Below are 17,995 nucleotides of genomic sequence, written 5' to 3'. Positions count from 1 at the left end.
CGGCCGGGATCGCCTGGCTCTTCCCGTCGTGCAGGACGCCGCTGTGGTGTGCCTCGGCGACGGCCAGGCCCCCGAGATCGGCGGGTATCGGCATGGCTGCGTGAAGCAGCCGGCCGTCCGTGGCCGCGTCGGTGCTCCGCGTGCGTCACTCGATGCGGCGGTGGACGTTCTCCCGTTCGCTGGGTCCCGGCGTGGTGTCGGCGATCCACGGGCCGTCGCCCGAGGGGTCGACGACGCCCTCCTCCAGCCAGGTGTGGGCGCCCGCGAGGACGTCCTTGACGACCTTGCGGTCCAGGTCGTCCGTGTTGTTCCACAGGCGGGTGAAGAGTTCGTCGACGCGCAGGCGGGACTGGCGGCAGAAGGCGTCGGCGAGGCGGTAGGCCTCCCGGCCGTGTTCGCCGCGGGTGCGCAGCAGCTCGGCCCGGACGCAGGCCGCGCTCATCGCGAAGAGTTCCGCGCCGATGTCGACGATCCGGCCGAGGAAGCCCTGCTTGGTCTCCATCCGGCCCTGCCAGCGGGACATGGCGTAGAAGGTGGAGCGGGCGAGTTTGCGGGCGTGGCGTTCGACGAACCGCAGATGCGCGGAGAGGTCGACGCCGCCGTACTTGAATCCGGGGTACGACGACGGCAGCTGGCCGGGGCCCGCGACCAGTTTCGGGAGCCACTTGGCGTAGAAGACTCCGGCGTTGGCGCCCGCCCTGGCCTTGTCCTGGAGGGACTTCTCGGGGTCGATGAGGTCGCCGGCGACGGAGAGGTGGGCGTCGACGGCCTCGCGGGCGATGAGGAGATGCATGATCTCCGTGGAGCCCTCGAAGATGCGGTTGATGCGCAGGTCGCGCAGGAGCTGTTCGGCGGGGACCGCGCGCTCGCCGCGGGCCCTGAGCGAGTCGGCGGTCTCGAAGCCGCGGCCGCCGCGGATCTGGATGAGTTCGTCGGCCATCCGCCAGCCCATCTCGGAGGCGAAGAGCTTGGCCAGCGCGCCCTCGATGCGGATGTCGTTGCGGTCCTCGTCGGCCATCTGGGAGGACAGGTCGAGCACGGCCTCCAGGGCGAAGGTGGTGGCGGCGATGAAGCTGATCTTCGCGCCGACCGCCTCGTGGCTCGCGATCGGCTTGCCCCACTGCTCGCGGGCCGCCGACCACTCGCGGGCGATCTTCAGCGACCACTTGCCGGCGGCGACGCAGGACGCGGGCAGGGAGAGCCGGCCGGTGTTGAGGGTGGTGAGGGCGATCTTCAGGCCGGCGCCCTCGGGGCCGATGCGGTTCGCGGCGGGGACCCGGACCTGGTGGAAGCGGGTGACGCCGTTCTCGATGCCGCGCAGGCCCATGAAGGCGTTGCGGTTCTCCACGGTGATGCCGGGCGAGTCGCTCTCCACGACGAAGGCGGAGATGCCGCCGGGGTGGCCCTCGCTCTTGGGGACGCGGGCCATCACGACCAGGAGGTCGGCGACGACGCCGTTGGTCGTCCACAGCTTGACGCCGTCGAGGACGTAGTCGTCGCCGTCGGGTACCGCGCTGGTGGCGAGGCGGGCCGGGTCGGAGCCGACGTCCGGTTCGGTGAGCAGGAAGGCGCTGATCGCCGTGGTGGCGCAGCGCGGCAGGAAGGCCTGCTTCTGCTCGGGGGTGCCGAACATCTTCAGCGGCTGCGGGACGCCGATCGACTGGTGGGCCGAGAGCAGCACGCCGACGGCGGGGCTGGCCGAGCCGACCAGGGCCAGTGCCTTGTTGTAGTACACCTGGGTGAGGCCGAGGCCGCCGTACTTGGGGTCGATCTTCATGCCGAGGGCGCCGAGTCCCTTGAGGCCGTTCACGACCTCGTCGGGGATACGGGCCTCGCGCTCGATCAGCGCCCCGTCGATCTCCGTCTCGCAGAACGCGCGGAGCTTGGTGAGGAACTGTTCGCCGCGCCGGACGGCCTCGTCGGTGGGGAGCGGATGAGGATGGATCAGGTCGAGGCGGAACCGGCCCAGGAACAGTTCCTTGGCGAAGCTGGGCTTGCGCCAGTCCTGTTCCCGGGCGGCCTCCGCCACCTGGCGTGCCTCACGCTCGGTGACGGTGGGTTTCTTCAGGGGTGGTGCGGACATGAGGCTCACCTCGCCGCGAATCGGGATCATGGCCCACATCGGTTACCGATGGGTGTTACTCGATCGTTGGTACCCGATCCGGGACGACCCCGCCACCCTTCGCGCGCCCGTCGGGCCCGGATCAGCCGATGGTGACCGCGTAGGACGTGGTGTCCGGACGGGCTGTTCCCTTGAAGAGCTCGGTGCCGGACCCGATGCCGGAGACGTACTTGTCGCGGGAGAGGAGCTTGCGCCGTACGAGTGCCCTCTTCGACAGACGGGGACGGCGGTGCCGCATGGGGTTGCCGTACTCTCTCTTCACGTTTTCTTCGGAACTCGCTGTCGAAGCGCTTCGACAGCCTATGGACACCCACCTCCGCTGGGGCTACTGTCGAACCACCCTCACCCCCTCTTGTTCACACTGCGCACTGTCGAAGCGCTTCACAAAGCTTGGAGAGCTGGATGGTCACCCTCGCCGAGGTCGCCCAGCACGCCGGAGTCTCGGCGAGCACGGTGAGCTATGTCCTCAGTGGCAAGCGGTCCATCTCCACGACCACCCGGCAGCGGGTCGAGCAGAGCATCCGCGAGCTGGGATACCACCCGAACGCGGGCGCCCGGGCGCTGGCCAGCAGCAGGTCGAACATCATCGCGCTGATGGTCCCGCTGCGCACCGACATGTATGTGCCGGTGATGATGGAGATCGCCATCGCGGTGGCCACCACGGCCCGCACCCATGGCTACGACGTGCTGCTGCTCACCGGCGAGGAGGGTCCCGACGCGGTGCGCCGGGTCACCGGCAGCGGGCTCGCCGACGCCATGATCCTGATGGACGTCCAGCTCGACGACGAACGGCTGCCGCTGCTGCGGCAGACGGACCAGCCCTCGGTGCTCATCGGGCTCCCCGCCGACACCACCGGCCTGACCTGCGTCGATCTCGACTTCACGGCGACCGGTGCGCTGTGCGTGGAGCATCTCGCCACGCTCGGCCACCGCGACATCGCTGTCATCGGCGAGGCACCCGCGGTGTACGAACGGCACACCGGCTTCGCCGAGCGCACGCTCGACGGGCTGCGCTCCCGCGCCCGGGAGACGGGTGTACGGCTGCTGCACCGCCCCTGCGAGGGCGGGTACGACGCGATGGCCGTGACCCTCGCCCGGATCCTCGACGAACGCCCGGGCACGACCGGGTTCGTCGTGCAGAACGAGTCGGCGGTCGAACCCCTGCTCGCGCTGCTGCGCCAGCAGGGCCGGGCCGTCCCCGAGGACGTCTCCGTGGTCGCGATCTGCCCCGAGCAGGTCGCCGTCCAGGCCTCGGTGCGGCTGACCTCGGTCGCCATCCCCGCCCAGGAGATGGGCCGGCATGCCGTGGAGCGTCTCGTGGCCAAGCTCGACGGCCGGGGCACCGACGAAGTCGTGCTGATCGAACCCGGGTTGACGGTCCGGGCGAGCACCGGCCCGGCCGCGCACTGAGGTTTCCCCCGCTCTCCCCTCCCTGTTGTGCCACGCCAGGGCACCCCCATGTCCGCACTCCTCCAGGAGCACAGGAGCCCCCTCGTGAATCAGCCTGCCGAAAACCCGACCAGTCACGGCACGGTCAGCCTCGCGCAGTCCTCCCCCACCGTCGGCACCTTCCGCGAGCGGGACGGCGCGCTGGAGTGGAGCGGCCGTCAGGAGACCCTCCGGATCGAGCCGTGGGGGCCGGACGCGGTCCGGGTGCGTGCCCGGCTCGGCGGTCCCGTGCTCGACGGACTGCCGGGCGCCCTGCTGGACACGGCGCCGCCGACGCCGTACACGATCAAGACCGAGGACGGGCGGGGGGTGCTGACCGTCGGCGGGCTCACCGTCGAGGTGGACGCCGAGGGCCTGATCCGCTTTCTGCGCACCGACGACGGCGGTGAGGTGCTGGCCGAGGAGCGCGCCCACTTCTGGTGGCCCGGCCCGCGGCTCTACACGGCCGTCGGCAACGGGTACCACCGGCTGGAGCAGCGGTTCGCCGCGTACGAGGACGAGAAGCTGTACGGGCTCGGCCAGCACCAGCACGGGCGGTTCGACCAGAAGGGCCTGGTCCTGGACCTGGTCCAGCGCAACGCCGAGGTCGGCATCCCGGTGCTGTCGTCCAGCCGCGGCTACACCCTGCTCTGGAACAACCCGGCGATCGGCCGGGTGGAGCTGGCCGGGAACGGCACCCGCTGGGTGGCCGACTCCGCCCGGCAGATCGACTACTGGATCACGGCGGGCACCCCGGCCGACGGGCAGCGCCGCTACAGCGCGGTGACGGGCCGCACGCCGATGCTGCCGGAGTGGGCGGCGGGCTTCTGGCAGTGCAAGCTGCGCTACCGCACCCAGGACGAACTCCTCGCCGTGGCCCGCGAGTACAAGCGCCGGGGCCTGCCGATCTCGGCGATCGTCTGCGACTTCTTCCACTGGACGCATCTGGGGGACTGGAAGTTCGACCTGAAGGAGTGGCCCGACCCGGCCGCGCTGGTAAGGGAGTTGGCGGAACTCGGCATCAAGCTGGTGGTGAGCGTGTGGCCGTCGGTGTCGCCGCTGAGCGAGAACCACGCACTCATGGAGCAGCGCGGCCACTTCATCGGCACCCAGTACGGGCCGCTGGCACACGCCGACTGGCCGGACAAGGAGGTCGCCTCCACGGTCCAGGTGGCCTTCTATGACGCGACGAACCCCGAGGCCCGTGACTTCGTGTGGTCGCGTATCCGGGACAACTACCTGGCCCCGTACGGGATCACGGCCTTCTGGCTGGACGCCTGCGAGCCGGAGCTGAAGCCGGGCTTCCAGGAGAACCTGCGCTACTGGGCGGGCCCCGGCCTGGAGGTCGGCAACCTCTACCCGGCGGAGAACGCCCGCACCTTCTACGAGGGCCTGCGGGCCGAGGGCGAGGAGGTCGTCACCCTCAACCGCTCGGCGTGGGCGGGCAGTCAGCGATACGGCGCCGCCCTGTGGTCGGGTGACATCGGCACCGACTTCCCGACCCTGCGCCGCCAGATCGCGGCCGGCCTCAACACCGCGCTGTCCGGGATCCCGTGGTGGAACACGGACATCGGCGGCTTCCACGGCGGCGACCCGGACGACCCGGCCTACCGGGAGGTGATGGTGCGCTGGTTCCAGTTCGGCGCGCTGTCCCCGCTGATGCGGCTGCACGGCTTCCGCGACCCGGGCATGCCGCTGGGCCCGGACATGACCGGCGGCCCGAACGAGGTGTGGTCGTACGGCGAGGAGGCGGGCGCGGTCCTGGAGAAGTACCTGCGGCTGCGCGAGCGCCTCAAGCCGTACGTCCTCGACGTCATGCGGGAGGCCCACGAGGAGGGGCTGCCGCCGATGCGGCCGCTGTTCCTGGAGTTCCCCGACGACCCGGCGGCCTGGTCGGTGGCCGACTCCTACCTGTTCGGCCGTGACCTGCTGGTCGTCCCGGTGCTGGAGGCGGGGGCCAGGGAACGGACGGCGTATCTGCCGGCGGGGGCGCGCTGGACGGACGCGTGGACGGGTGCGTCGTACGAGGGCGGCGGGTCCGTGACGGTCGACGCGCCGCTGGACCGGATCCCGCTGTTCCTGCGGGACGGGGCCCGGCTGCCGGTGGCCGAATCACCGTCGTAACGCCCGAACACCCTTGTGGCAAAAGGGAGTTGGTGGGGTAGAGGGCTGGCATCCAGCTGTCCCACCCGCCCCACGGAAGGGTGTTCCCCCATGTCCGCGCCTCCCCTCGCCCTCACCCTCGCCCATCAGCTGCTGCGGCCGGGGTTCGCCTCCCGCCGCAGCCCCGACCGGGTCTTCGACCGGCTGGCCGCCTCGGCCGGGCCGGTGGACGCGGTGTTCTCCGCCGAGTTCCGGTTCCTGCTGCGCCACTGGGCCCGGGACGAGCACCTCACCCCGGTCGGCTGGTGGTCGGCCCAGGGCCATGTGCGCCGGCACCTCGCCAACCGCGCCCGGGTCCGGCGGCTGATCGCCGACCATCCGCAGATCGTCCGGGAGCCGGTCGAGCGGCCCGTGTTCGTGGTCGGGCTGCCGCGTACCGCGACCACCCTCACCCACGGCGTGCTGTCCCTCTCCGAGCAGCACCGATGTCCCCGCCTCTGGGAACTGCTCACCCCGGACCTGGAGGGGAGCGAGCGGCAGCGCAAGCGGGCGGTGGCGGCGGCGCGCGGGCTGGTCGGTGCGGTCAACCTGTTCTCGCCGCGCTACCGGGACATCCATCCGATGGCTGCCGAGGGCCCCGAGGAGTGCACCTTCGCCCTCCCGCACACGGTCATGCCGCTGTCCCAGGCCCGTATCCCCGCGTACCGGGACCGGCACTACGAGCGGGACTTCCGGCCCGACTACGCCTACCTCAAGCAGATCTACCAGGTGCTCCAGTACGGCCGTCCGCGCCGCCGCTGGGTGCTGAAGTCGCCGCTGCACACCGAGAACCTGGACGCGCTGCTGTCGGTGTTCCCGGACGCGACGATCGTGTGGACCCACCGTGATCCGGCCGCCGTGGTGCCCTCGTTCTGCAGTCTGATCGAGCACGGCATGGCGATCACCCTGCGCCCGCTGGACCTGCACGCCCTCGGCAGGACCTGGCTGGAGCTGCTGAGCCGCTCGATGACCCGGGGGCTCGCCGCCCGCTCCGTGATTCCCCGTGAGGCGCTGATCGACGTGCCCTACTCCTGGCTGGGCGCCGACCCGGCGGCGGGCGCCCCCAAGCTCTACGACGCGATCGGCGCCCGCTGGACCGACGCCGACGCGGCCCGGCTGCCCCGGGTCGCGGCCCGCCCGAAGGGCACCCGGCCGCACCGCTACGACCTGGCCCGCTACGGACTGACCCGGGACGACGTCGACGCCGCGTTCGTCGGCTACAACGCGCTGCGGGCCGAGGTCGACCGGGCGTGAGCGCCCCGGCGCCGGCCCCGGCCCGCCGGTCCGTCAGCTGCTGCTGACGGTCAGGTTGTTGGTGACGAAGTCGAGGCCGCCGGAGGACGAGGTGATCTCGTACCCGAACTGCACGTCACCGATGGTCTCGTTGCCGAACCAGCCCTTGGTGTCCTTGATCCACTTCAGGATCGGCAGGATGTTCACGGTGCCGGACGACGAGTCCGAGGTGCGCAGGAACGAGAACACCTCGTTCGAGCCGTTGTTGCCCTTGTACACGGTCCAGGTGTGGCCGCCGAGCGTGAGGGTGCCCTGGGAGGTGCCGAGCGGGCCGACGGCGCCGTTGTAGTTGACCCAGAGCATGATCTCGTAGTCGTAGTCCGTGTCCCAGATGTCGTACGACGTGTTGTACGCGCCGGACGAGGGGACCGTGACGTTGTAGCTGCTGGAGAGCGAGCCGAGCGAGGTGATCGTCTTGTTGATCACCTTCTTGGCGTTGGGGTAGGACTTGATGCCGCCGGTGTTGGGGTGGTTCGCCCAGACGCCCCAGTTGGTGCCGGAGTTGGCCCAGACGCACTGGCTGCCGGCCCCGGAGCCCCAGATGTTGTTGTAGAGCGTGTAGCCGTTCAGGGTGGTGTTGCCCCACTGGTCGCAGGAGCTCCAGACGGCGGCCGAGGCGGGGGCGGAGGCGAGGGCGACGGTCGCGCCGAGGGCCAGGGTGGGGGCGATCAGGGCCTTGACGACCCTGCCGAGCGTGCGTGTTGCCATGGTGTCCCTTCCATGGGTGGGGGGAGTGCGGGGAGTTACCACGTCCCCGTGGTGAGGACGTGTTCTCCGCCGGCGACGAGGTCGAGCGGCTTGGTGTCGCCGGCGGGAGTCCGGACGTCGATGCGGTGGGTTCGGGTGGGTCTGAGGACCGCCGTGGCGCCCTCGGGCCCCCAGGAGAGGTCGAGTGCGGCACCGAACCGGGTGCGCAGGCCCCGCAGTTCGCCCGTCGTGAGCGCGGGCGGGAGCGCGGGGAACAGCACCAGCCGGTCGGGGGTGGAGTGCACGAGGGCCTCGATCAGCACGGCGGGCAGGGTGTGCGCGGCGTCCGCGTTGTAGACGTCGCGGTGGGGGTAGTGGGCGCTCATCAGCGAGGTGTGGAAGAAGTCGCCGTCCAGGACCCGGTCGAGGGCGTGGGCGACGCTCCGGCCGTCGCGCAGCCGGGCCGCGATCAGGGCGTGGTGGAGGTGTCCGTGCGCGGAGTCGTTCTCGGCGCCGCGCAGTGCGAGCGCGCGGTGGGCGGCGGCCGCGAGCTCCGGGGTGTCGTACGGGGTGATCTCGTCGAGCGGCCAGACGCCGTAGAGGTGGCTGAGGTGGCGGTGGTCGTAGGTGTCGTCGAGGCCCGGTCTCGCCCATTCGGCGAGGGCCCCGTCGGCGTTGACGCGGTGCGCCGGGAGGCGCCCGGCCAGGGCGCGCCAGCGGTCGGCCTCGGCCGGGTGGCGGTCGGCCGCGGTGAGCAGCGCGTGCCGGGCGGCCGAGAGGTCCATGGCCGCGTCGATCGCGCCCCAGCTCGCGTTGGCGGGGCGGTTCTCGGGTGAGTAGGAGGGGACGATCACGAGGGTGCCGTCCTCGTCCTCCCGGGTCAGGAAGTCCTCGTAGAAGCGGGCGGCCTCGGCGAGGGCGGCGGTGGTGCGCGGGTCGTGGACGCCCCGGGTCTCGTCGTGGTCGACGAGGGGCTTGAGCAGCCAGTCGGCGCCGGCCGTCCACAGGTGCAGCGGGTACTCGCGGCTGAAGTGGTACGTCAGCCCGGACTCGCCGTCGGTGTGGGCGGGCGCGACCGCGCCCCGGGCGCCGAAGACCGCGCGGGCGTTCTCCCGCCAGTCGTCGAGCTGGCGGTGGACCAGGGAGGCGAGGGCGTCGGTGACTTCGGGGAGGGCGGCGGCCGCGGCGGAGGCGGTCTGGAGGTTGAGGTTGGCGTCGTTGGTGAACGCGCCGGACCAGGCGGTGTCCCAGTCTCCGGTCCACAGACCCGTCAGACGCGGCGGGTTGAGGCCGGAGGAGGACAGCAGGTGGTAGCGGCCGGCCGCGAAGAGGCGCTCCAGGAGGGCCGTGCTGCGGGGGCGTTTCAGCAGTTCGGAGCCGGGGAGGGCGCGTTCGTCCGGGTCGGCGCGCAGATCGAGGGCGACCCGTTCGTAGGCGGTGCGGTGCAGGGCGAGATGGCGGTCGAGGAGGTCCTCGTAGGAGTCGGGGAGGGCGGCCAGGGCACGCTGCTCCGCGGTGACGTCGAGGTCTCCGGTGTGGCGGCGCACCCGGGTGAGGAGGAGGACGGAGGCGGCGCCGGTGATCCGCACCCCGGGCAGGGTGAGGGAGGCGCTGCCGCCGGTGAGGGCGACGAGGGTCACCCCGGTGTACGCGCGGTCGCTGCCGGGATAGCGGGCGCGCAGGGTGAGCAGGGCGCCGTGCCGGGTGAGGGCCTCGCCGTGGCCGACGGCGAGGCCGGTGGGGGCGCCGGGGAGCCGGTGGTCGAGGGAGATGTCCAGGTCAGGGGTGGTGATGTGCTGGACGATCACGTCGTCGGCGCGGGAGACGAAGACCTTGCTGGTCCAGTCCCCGCAGGTGGCGGTGGTCTCGCCGGTCGTGAAGTCGACGGTGCGGCGGTAGCGGTGCGGTTCGGCCGGGGTGTCCCGGCGCAGCCGGATCTGGAAGGCGGGATGGAAGGGCTGGACCCACTGGAGGGGGCGGTGGTCGGTGAACGATTCGGCGGCCGTGAGGTCGCCGGCGAGCAACCGGTCCTGGAGGGCGGGGAGTTCGGCGGCCAGCTCGGGCGGGCGGGCGTGTTCGGCACCGTTGGGGCGGACCAGGGTGTGCTGGGTGACGATGACCCGGTCGTCGTTCGGATCCCCGAACGTGAGGGTGCCGTGGTGGCCGTTGCCGCTGAGGAAGGCGTCCTCCCAGCGGGCGGCGGGGGTCGGCTCCCAGGAGCCGTGCGTGACCGTCATGGGCGCAACACCACCACGCCGTGGCGGTCCAGCGAAACTCGACCGGTGATCTTGTCTCCGGTGAGCAGGTCGGTGTGGGTGCCCGGGACGTCGACGGTGACCGGCTCGCGGCCGTGGTTGAGGAGGAACAGCAGCTCACCTCGGCGTACGGCCTCGACCCGGTCCGGGAGCCCGTCGAGGACCGGACGGACCCCGGCCCCGGCGGCGATGCGGGCCGTCAGCGCGCGCAGGGCGGCGGGCTCGGGGAGGGTGGAGACGTACCAGGCGCGGTCCCGGCGCACGACGGCGGGGAGGCCGTCGAGTTCGCCGCCGGTGTAGCGGGCCTCCACCGCGTCGGGCTCGGCCTCCAGCTCCTCCGACCACAGGGTCCCGAGGAAGCCGTCGCACGCGACGGTCTCCCCCGGCTCCAGCGGCCACCACTCGTGCAGCACGCGGATGCCGAACAGGTCGCGCAGCCGGGGGTCCATGCCGCCGGGGCGGATCCGGTCGTCCTCGTCGGCGACCCCGGTGAGGAAGCCCGAGACCAGGGTGCCGCCGGCCCGGACGTAGGCGAGGAGGTTGTCGACGGCCGTGTCGGTCAGCGCGTAGAGCTGCGGCACGACCACGAGCCGGTAGCGGGTGAGGTCGTGCGCGGGGTGCGCGAAGTCGGTGGCGAACCCGGCCTCCCACAGGGCGCGGTGCCAGGCGTGCAGGACGGCCGGATGGTCGACGTGCGCGGAGGGGCGGCCGTCCTGGGCGGAGGCCCACCAGGCGTGCCAGTCGTGCAGGATCGCGATGTCGGCACTGTTCTGACGACCGGTCACCTCCGGTCCGATCCCGGCGAGTTCCGCGCCGAGCCGCTTGACCTCCTGGAAGGTGCGGCCCCGCTCCCCCGCGTGGCCGAGCATGCCGGAGTGGAACTTCTCGGCGCCCTGGCGGGACTGCCGCCACTGGAAGTAGCAGACGGCGTCCGCGCCCCGGGCCACGGCCTGGAAGGACCAGAGGCGGTTGAGGCCGCGCGGCTTGGGATGGTTCACCCCGCGCCAGTTGACGGGGCCGGCCGCCTGTTCCATCAGCATCCAGGGGCCGCGCGCCTGGGAGCGGGTGAGGTCCTGCACGAGGGCGCCGTGCTGCGGGCCGAGCGGGTCCCTGGGGTCGGGGTAGAGGTCGACGGAGACGACGTCCTCCTCCTCGGCCCAGCGCCAGCCGTCCTGGCCGAGGAACAGCGGCATGAAGTTGGTGGTGACCGGGAGGTGCGGGGTGTGCCGGGCGACGATGTCCCGCTCGGCGGTGTAACACTCCAGGAGCATGTCGGAGGTGAAGCGCCGGAAGTCCAGCACCTGGGTCGGGTTCTTCAGATAGTGCGGGGTGCGGGGCGGCAGGACGGTGTCCCAGCTGCCGTACCCCTGGCTCCAGAAGGCGGTGCCCCAGGCGGTGTTGAGCGCGTCGAGGTCGCCGTACCTCGCGCGCAGCCAGCGGCGGAAGCGGGCGGCGGCCTCGTCGCCGAAGTCGGCCGTGCAGTACTCGTTGTTGATGTGCCACATGGTCAGGGCGGGGTGACCGGCGTAGCGGGCGGCGAGGGCCTCGGTGATGGCGGCGGCGTGGCTGCGGTAGGCGGCGCTGGAGTGGGAGAAGTGCTGCCGGCCGCCCCACCACTCGGTCCGGCCGTCCTCGGTGACGGGCAGGGAGTCCGGGTGGAGCCGGCCGAGCCAGGGCGGCGGGGAGGAGGTGGGGGTGGCGAGGACGACGCCGACGCCGTGCTCGTGCAGGAGGTCCATCAGCCGGTCCAGCCAGCCGAACTCGCGTGCTCCCGGCGCGGGTTCGAGCTTCGCCCAGGAGAAGACGCCGACGGTGGCGGAGGTGACGCCGGCCTCGCGCATCAGCCGGGCGTCCTCCGGCCAGGTCTCCTCGGGCCACTGCTCGGGGTTGTAGTCGCCGCCGAAGAGGATGCGGCCCCGGGTGGCGTCGGCGAGGGTCGGCCTGCGGCCCGCGTTCATCGGACGGGCTCCCCGTACTGGATGCCGCGCCCGTTGGTCGCGAGGTAGACCCGGCCGTACACCCGCGGATCACCGACGACGATCTCGCCGGTCCAGCCCCACTGGTGGTGGTCGTCGTTGATGCGCACCCAGCTCTTCGCGCCGTCGTCGGAGCGGTGGACGGCGGTGATCGTCTCCGTCGAGCCGACCTGGTAGATCGCCGGGTAGTCGGCGCCCGGGGCGGCCTTGCCGAAGCCGAGCGTGTACGAGGCCCGGCAGCCGGCCACCTTGGTGAAGCCCGCGCCGCCGTCGGTGGACCGGTGGAGGCCGTTCTCCTTGGCGCAGAGCCAGAGGTCGCCGGACCGGCCCGGGGCCGCGACCAGCTTGAACTGGCTGTCCCCGGCGGGCAGCCCGGTAGCGCGGACCAGGAACGAGCGACCACCGTCCGTGCTGGCGAGGACGCTTCCGCCGTCGGAGTCGTACGCGTAGAAGAGCGCCGGGTCGGCCGGGTCGGCGACCGGCGTGGCGCCCTTCGGGAAGGAGGGGATCTCGGACCAGGTCGTGCCGTTGTCCGTGGAGCGGTGGGCCGGGTACTTCGTGCCGTCCCAGTGCACGAAGGACCAGAGCAGCACACTGCCGTCGGCGTTGACGGCGATCGGCCCCGGAGCGTCCTTGGCGAGGGCGGGCTGTCCCCCGAAGGGCGCCCAGGTCCGTCCGCCGTCGGTCGAGTACGCCCCGTTGCCGTGGTCGCCCCACCCGCTGCGGACCACGTACGACGGTCGGGCCGCGGCCTGCGCGAGTCCCGTCGCCGACCCGGACACGGGGTGTGTCGCCATGCCGCGCGACGGGGACGCGGTGAGCCGCTCGTGGTACATCACACCGATGTCCCGGGAGCCGCTCAGCAGGTGGGCCTCCCCGGCCGGGGGCGACACCAGCTGGACCACGGACGCCTCCTCCAGGCCGCGGACCTGCGGCGCCCAGTGGGTCAGGTCGCGGGTGCCGTAGAGGGTGGCGCCGGTGCCGTACACGATGTGCTGCGAGTCGTACGGGTCGACGGCGACGGCCTGGATCCACCAGCCGAACTTCGGCTGCTCCTCGCCCCACTTCAGGTAGGGGGTCTCGGACACGTCGAACACCGCGGTGTCCTTGAGGGACGTCCAGGTGCGGCCGCCGTCGGTGGTCCGGTACAGGGTGTCGACCGCCGCCCAGCGGTTGTTGGTGGAGACGACGAGGGTGCCGGGGCGACGGGCGTCCACGGCGACGCCCCCGTAGCCGAAGGTGTCGCCGCCGCCCGGCCGGACCGGGGTGACCTCGGTCCACGTGCCGGTCGTCGTCGCCAGCCGGTGCACGCTGCCGTCGGCCTGGCCGTTGGGACCGGGCGCGTCGGCGTACGTCACGTACAGCTCACGGGTGTGGCAGTCGTACGCGGCGCGGACCGGGACCTTGGCGGCGGTACCGGCCGGCTGCCCCGGGACGGCCTCCCAGGTGCCGCCGTCGGTGGTCCGGTAGAGGTTCGGGGACCCGGTGGTGCCGTCGGAGTCGCCCCAGCCCGCGTACAGGGTGCGCCCGGCGGCGACCAGGAGGGTCACGCCCTGGCCGGTGGCGGTGGGGGTGGCGGGGAAAGCGCCGACGGGCACCCACGTGGCGCCCCGGTCGGTCGATGTGAGCAGCCCGTCGTGCCGGGTGCCCAGCCACAGCGTGTCGCGGTCCCTCGGATCCACCAGCAGCCGCTCCCCCGTGCCCCGGCCGTCCTCGTTGGCGCCGAGCTTCACGGGCAGGTCGGTACGGGTCCAGGTGGCACCGCGGTCCTCGGAGCGCAGGAGCGCGCCGTTGCCTGCCCAGGACTGGGCGTAGGTCCCGAGGGCCAGGTAGAGGCGGTCCGGATGCCCGGGGTCCACGGCGAGGGCCTCCACGCCGAGGAGGTTCCAGTCGTCCCAGCCGAGGTGGTCGGTGAGGGGCGTCCAGCGGGCGGCCCGGTCGTCCCAGCGGTAGGCGCCGCCGATGTCCGTACGGGCGTAGGCGAGACCGCGGACGGAGGGATGGAAGAGGACGCCGGTGACGAATCCGGTACCGCCGATGACGGCGTTGCGCCAGCGGTAGGCGGGGGTGGTGCCGGTGGCTGCGGTCGCCTCCCCGGCGGGGAGGGCGGTGAGCGCGGCGGCGGCTGCGGTACCGGCGAGGACGGTGCGGCGGGTGACGTGCATGGGGGGGACCTCTGGGGAGTCGGAGGGGTGGGGGTGGGTTGCTGTGGGGGGGCCGGGAGTTTTCAGGAAGCGCAACTGCAACCCCCTGGGGGCGCGGGGAACGGCGCGATCGGCCCCCCACGCACCCGCACCCGGGACTCAGCCCTTGACCGCCCCCGTCAGCATCCCCTTCTTGAAGTGCTTCTGGACGAACGGCGACAGCACAGCCACCGGCAGCAACGCCATCACCATCACCGCCATCTGCACGGCCAGCCCCGACAGCTCACCGGTCTTGATGGCCTGCCCCAGCCCCACCGGCGCCTCCTGCTTCTGCACCAGCTGGATCATGACGTTCTGCAGCGGCATCATGTCCTGGTCGTTGAGGTACAGCGACGCGTTGAACCAGGCGCTCCAGTACCCCACCGCGTAGAACAGCGTGATGACCGCCAGCACCGCCCGCGACAGCGGCATGACGATCTGCCAGAGGATCCGGAAGTCCCCGGCCCCGTCGATCCGCGCGCTGTCGATCAGCTCCTGCGAGATGCCCATGAAGAAGCCCCGCAGGACGAGGATGTTGAAGACGCTGACCGCGCTGGGCAGGATCAGCGCGAGGTAGGTGTCGGTCAGGCCGAGCGACTGCACCAGCAGGTACGTCGGGATCAGACCGGCGCTGAAGAACATCGTGGCCAGCAGGACCAGCAGCAGCCAGCGGTGCCCCAGTGAACCGGAGCGCGAGAGGCCGTACGCGCACAGGACGGACACCGTCATCGAGAACAGCGTGCCGACCAGGGTGATGAGGACGCTGATCACCGCGGCCCGCGTCACCTGCCCGCCGCTCAGCAGCTCCCGGTAGGCGACGAAGGTGATGTCCTTGGGGATCATCACCAGCCCGCCCGCCCGGTCGATGGTCCGGCGGGAGGAGAGGCTGGTGACGACGACGATCCAGATCGGGAAGAGGATCCCGAGGCAGGCCAGCGTGAGGACGAGCCCCTTGCCGGCCAGTCCGGCCCTGCTGGGCTCCTCCTCCCAGGCCGGCCGGGGAGGGGCGGACCACGGACGGGTCTTCTCGAGCACCGTGCTCATTTCTTGTACACCCCCTGCTCGCCCATCAGATGGGCCACCTTGTTCGCGGCGAGGACCAGCCCGAGGCTGACGACGCCCTTGACGAGCCCGGCGGCGGCCGCGTAGCCGAAGTCCTGGTTGCGCACGCCGTTCCACCAGACGAAGGTGTCGAGGACCTCCGAGGCCCCGGGTCCGACGGAGTCGCGCTGGAGCAGGATCTGTTCGAAGCCCACGGTGAGCGCGTCGCCGACGCGCAGGACCAGCAGCAGGGCGATCACCGGGCGCAGCGCCGGGAGCGTCACGTGCCACATGCGGCGCCAGCGTCCGGCGCCGTCCATCGCGGCGGCCTCGTACAGGTCCGTCGGGACGGAGGACAGCGCGGCGAGGAAGACGATGATCCCCCAGCCGGCGTCCTTCCACACGCTCTGCGCGGTGATCAGGTACTTGAAGGTCTCGGGGTCGGTCATGATGTCGAGGCCGTCGTAGCCGTGCTGGCGCAGCAGCTGGGAGAGGATGCCCGCGCCGCCGAACAGCTGCTGGAAGACCGCGATGACCAGCACCCACGAGAAGAAGTGCGGCAGGTACAGGATCGCCTGGGACACCGCCCGCACCCGGGGCCTGACCACGCTGTTGATGAGCAGCGCGAGCAGGATGGGGATCGGGAAGTAGAGCACCAGCTGGAGGAAGAACAGCACGAGGGTGTTCGTGACCGCGTCCCAGAACGCCGAGTCCTCGAAGATGCGCTGGAAGTTCTCCAGGCCCACCCAGGGGCTGTGCAGCATGGAGACGATGCCGTTGTCGCTGATGTACGGGTCGTAGTCCTGGAACGCGACGATGTTGCCCAGGATCGGCACATAGCTGAAGAGCAGGACCAGCGCGACGGCCGGCAGGGTCATCAGGAGCAGGACCCGGTCGCGTCTGAACCTCAGGCGCAGGCTCGGTTTCGCCGAAGGGGGTCTGTCCGGCTCGCCCCCGGCGGGGCCGGTGGCGCCGCCGGACGCCACCGGGGTCCGGTCCGGCTCGTCTGCTGCCTCGGCCCCGCGGCGAGGCACCGTGCTGTGGGACACGGCCGTTCTCCTTGCCTCGATACCGGGTCAGCTCGCCGCCGAGCCGTTCTCGTCGAGAATCTTCTGGTACCAGTCGCGGAGCTGGTCGCCGCCCTTGCTCTTCCAGTCGGAGACGGCCTGCTGCATGTCGCTGATCTTCTTGCGGCCGCGGATGATGTCGTCCTCGAGCTGCTCGAAGTCGCTGGAGAGGTTGGCCCAGCGGGAGGGCTCGGTGATCTGCATGCCGTAGAAGGTGGACTTCTTGGTGTGGGCGCCGACCTTCTGCTGCCACTCGACCTGTCCCCGGGCGACCTCGGGGAAGTCGGGGTGGGCGAGGGTGGAGGCCGGGCTGGCGATCATCACGTACGCGTTGAGGACGTCGAGGTTGCCCTGGTCGGTCTTGACCGGGACGCCGTCCTTGAGGGTGTAGTGGGTGCCCTCCACGCCGTAGTTGGTCATCATGTACTCCTTGGTGCCGTACGGCGCCGCGGTGACGTTCGCGACGGCGAGCACGTCCTGGATGACCGACTTGGACGCCTTCTTGTTGACGAAGGCGAAGATGCCCGCCGGGTTCTTCGCCCAGAAGGTGGGGGTGCCGCCGTCATGGGCGAACAGGTCCATGCCCCAGACCTTGAAGTCGGGGTTCTGGGCGGCCTGTTCGGCGGTACGGCTGTACCACTGCGAGAGGTCGTTGTTGTAGATGAGGAACTCGCCGGCCGCGAACTTCGGGCCCGGGTCGGTGGCGCTGCTCTTGCCCAGCTTGGCGTCGGGGTGCACGAGTTCGTCGGCGAACAGCTTGCGCGTCCACTCGATCGCCTCCAGGTACTCCTGGGTCTCCATGCGGTTGATCAGCTTGCCGTCGACGAGGTGCCACATGAGGCCCTTCTCGTCGCCGGGCAGCACGCCGAAGAGGTTCCAGGCCGTCCACTTCATGTCCAGACAGGCCCACCGCTTGGCCTTGGCGTTGGTGATCTCCTTGGCCAGGGCGTGGAACTCGTCGGCGGTGGTGGGGACTTCGTACCCCTCCTTGTCGAAGATGTCCTTGCGGTAGAGGGGGACGATGTTGGAGACGTACGCCGAGGGCATCGGCAGTCCGCGCAGCTTGCCGCCGAAGATGGAGCGCTGCCAGGCGTCCGTGGGGATCGCGGCGAGGTTCGGGTAGTCCTTGACGGCGTCACCGGAGAGGTAGGGCCCGAGGTCGGCGAACTTGCTGATGATCGCGCTGGGTATCCGGCCGTTCATGTTCCAGCCGGGGACGACGACCACGTCCGGCACGTCGCTGGAGGCGAGGACGGCGCCGAGCTTCTGCTCGTAGGTGTTGCCGTCCTGGTTCTGCCAGACGACGTCGACGCCGATGAGGTCGTTCATGCCCGTGTAGTAGGCGTTGTCGGCCTTCGGCGGGGAGCCCCAGAACGGCGACATGACGGTGACCTTGCCGCCCTTGCCGAGCTTCTTCGGCACCGAGGTCTTCAGGCCGGCCATGTCGAGCTTGCTCGTGAAGCCGATCGAGGAGCCGTTCTTCGCCGGGATGTCCGGCGTCACCACATTGCCGGCGACGTAGGTCGGCAGGATCTTCTTGGCGTCCTTGCCGGAGGTGGTGCCGTCGCGCGAGCCGCTGTCCGAACCGCCGCAGGCGGAGAGCAGCGGCACCCCTCCCGCCACCGCTGCGGTGGCGACCGCCGTGGAGGCGAGGAAGCTTCTCCGGCTCGGGCCGGAGGACCCGGAAGAAGCGGAAGCGGCGTTCGGCGTCATTGCGTCAACCCTTCATGGCGCACCAGGACACCCGGCGGTGGCCGTCGGCTGCGGTGTCTCGAGTGGAACTGGCTGAGCTGAAGCGGGT

12 protein-coding genes are annotated in these 17,995 nt (G+C 71.3%); 3 read left to right on the top strand and 9 right to left on the bottom strand.

From position 1 onward, the window contains the following. Positions 1–145 precede the first annotated feature (145 nt). Complete coding sequence (locus tag ABZ490_RS48400) at positions 146–2,083, bottom strand: acyl-CoA dehydrogenase family protein (protein ID WP_359006078.1); 1,938 nt, start codon at positions 2,081–2,083, stop codon at positions 146–148. A 121-nt stretch (positions 2,084–2,204) separates the two neighbouring features. Further along, positions 2,205–2,384, bottom strand: coding sequence for a hypothetical protein (locus tag ABZ490_RS48395; protein ID WP_359006075.1), 180 nt, complete (start codon positions 2,382–2,384; stop codon positions 2,205–2,207). 140 nt (positions 2,385–2,524) lie between these two features. Between ABZ490_RS48395 and ABZ490_RS48390 the strand changes: the two genes are divergently transcribed. The 3 genes from ABZ490_RS48390 to ABZ490_RS48380 all read left to right on the top strand — a co-directional run bounded on the left by ABZ490_RS48390 (position 2,525) and on the right by ABZ490_RS48380 (position 6,946). Beyond that, on the top strand, positions 2,525–3,532 hold the full coding sequence (locus ABZ490_RS48390) for a LacI family DNA-binding transcriptional regulator (protein ID WP_359006072.1): 1,008 nt from the start codon (positions 2,525–2,527) through the stop codon (positions 3,530–3,532). Between the two features lie 84 nt (positions 3,533–3,616). Next, positions 3,617–5,674: a TIM-barrel domain-containing protein gene (locus ABZ490_RS48385; protein ID WP_359006069.1), complete on the top strand. Its 2,058-nt coding sequence runs from the start codon at positions 3,617–3,619 to the stop codon at positions 5,672–5,674. Positions 5,675–5,764: 90 nt separating this feature from the next. Continuing rightward, a complete protein-coding gene (locus tag ABZ490_RS48380; protein WP_359006066.1) occupies positions 5,765–6,946 on the top strand; it encodes a sulfotransferase in 1,182 nt (393 codons plus the stop codon). 33 nt (positions 6,947–6,979) lie between these two features. Here ABZ490_RS48380 and ABZ490_RS48375 read toward each other — a convergent pair whose 3' ends face one another. The 7 genes from ABZ490_RS48375 to ABZ490_RS48345 all read right to left on the bottom strand — a co-directional run bounded on the left by ABZ490_RS48375 (position 6,980) and on the right by ABZ490_RS48345 (position 17,907). Next, positions 6,980–7,693: a hypothetical protein gene (locus ABZ490_RS48375; protein ID WP_359006063.1), complete on the bottom strand. Its 714-nt coding sequence runs from the start codon at positions 7,691–7,693 to the stop codon at positions 6,980–6,982. A 35-nt stretch (positions 7,694–7,728) separates the two neighbouring features. Beyond that, positions 7,729–9,909, bottom strand: coding sequence for a glycoside hydrolase N-terminal domain-containing protein (locus tag ABZ490_RS48370; RefSeq protein ID WP_359006060.1), 2,181 nt, complete (start codon positions 9,907–9,909; stop codon positions 7,729–7,731). Beyond that, positions 9,906–11,885, bottom strand: coding sequence for a beta-galactosidase (locus ABZ490_RS48365; RefSeq protein WP_359006057.1), 1,980 nt, complete (start codon positions 11,883–11,885; stop codon positions 9,906–9,908). Before ABZ490_RS48365 ends, ABZ490_RS48370 begins: the two co-directional genes overlap by 4 nt. Beyond that, positions 11,882–14,068 (bottom strand): 1,4-beta-glucanase, encoded by a 2,187-nt coding sequence (locus tag ABZ490_RS48360; RefSeq protein ID WP_359006054.1) that lies wholly within the window; start codon positions 14,066–14,068, stop codon positions 11,882–11,884. The genes ABZ490_RS48365 and ABZ490_RS48360 overlap by 4 nt, the downstream gene beginning before the upstream one ends. A 138-nt stretch (positions 14,069–14,206) precedes the next feature. Further along, entirely contained in the window at positions 14,207–15,130 is a 924-nt protein-coding gene (locus ABZ490_RS48355; protein ID WP_359006051.1) for a carbohydrate ABC transporter permease, read from the bottom strand. Then, positions 15,127–16,176, bottom strand: coding sequence for an ABC transporter permease subunit (locus ABZ490_RS48350; protein ID WP_359006048.1), 1,050 nt, complete (start codon positions 16,174–16,176; stop codon positions 15,127–15,129). Before ABZ490_RS48350 ends, ABZ490_RS48355 begins: the two co-directional genes overlap by 4 nt. Before the next feature lie 27 nt (positions 16,177–16,203). Next, on the bottom strand, positions 16,204–17,907 hold the full coding sequence (locus ABZ490_RS48345) for an extracellular solute-binding protein (protein ID WP_359006045.1): 1,704 nt from the start codon (positions 17,905–17,907) through the stop codon (positions 16,204–16,206). Between the last annotated feature and the right edge of the window lie 88 nt (positions 17,908–17,995).

Source organism: Streptomyces sp. NPDC005811, from assembly GCF_040630405.1.
GTDB lineage: Bacteria > Actinomycetota > Actinomycetes > Streptomycetales > Streptomycetaceae > Streptomyces.
This window is presented reverse-complemented; position numbering and strand designations above follow the sequence as displayed.

Bases quoted from the DNA above. Each gene is read 5' to 3' on its own strand.
- ABZ490_RS48400 (WP_359006078.1), bottom strand. From the start codon at position 2,083: ATGTCCGCACCACCCCTGAAGAAACCCACCGTCACCGAGCGTGAGGCA.
- ABZ490_RS48375 (WP_359006063.1), bottom strand. From the start codon at position 7,693: ATGGCAACACGCACGCTCGGCAGGGTCGTCAAGGCCCTGATCGCCCCC.
- ABZ490_RS48360 (WP_359006054.1), bottom strand. From the start codon at position 14,068: ATGCACGTCACCCGCCGCACCGTCCTCGCCGGTACCGCAGCCGCCGCC.
- ABZ490_RS48365 (WP_359006057.1), bottom strand. From the start codon at position 11,885: ATGAACGCGGGCCGCAGGCCGACCCTCGCCGACGCCACCCGGGGCCGC.
- ABZ490_RS48370 (WP_359006060.1), bottom strand. From the start codon at position 9,909: ATGACGGTCACGCACGGCTCCTGGGAGCCGACCCCCGCCGCCCGCTGG.
- ABZ490_RS48390 (WP_359006072.1), top strand. From the start codon at position 2,525: ATGGTCACCCTCGCCGAGGTCGCCCAGCACGCCGGAGTCTCGGCGAGC.
- ABZ490_RS48380 (WP_359006066.1), top strand. From the start codon at position 5,765: ATGTCCGCGCCTCCCCTCGCCCTCACCCTCGCCCATCAGCTGCTGCGG.
- ABZ490_RS48355 (WP_359006051.1), bottom strand. From the start codon at position 15,130: ATGAGCACGGTGCTCGAGAAGACCCGTCCGTGGTCCGCCCCTCCCCGG.
- ABZ490_RS48345 (WP_359006045.1), bottom strand. From the start codon at position 17,907: ATGACGCCGAACGCCGCTTCCGCTTCTTCCGGGTCCTCCGGCCCGAGC.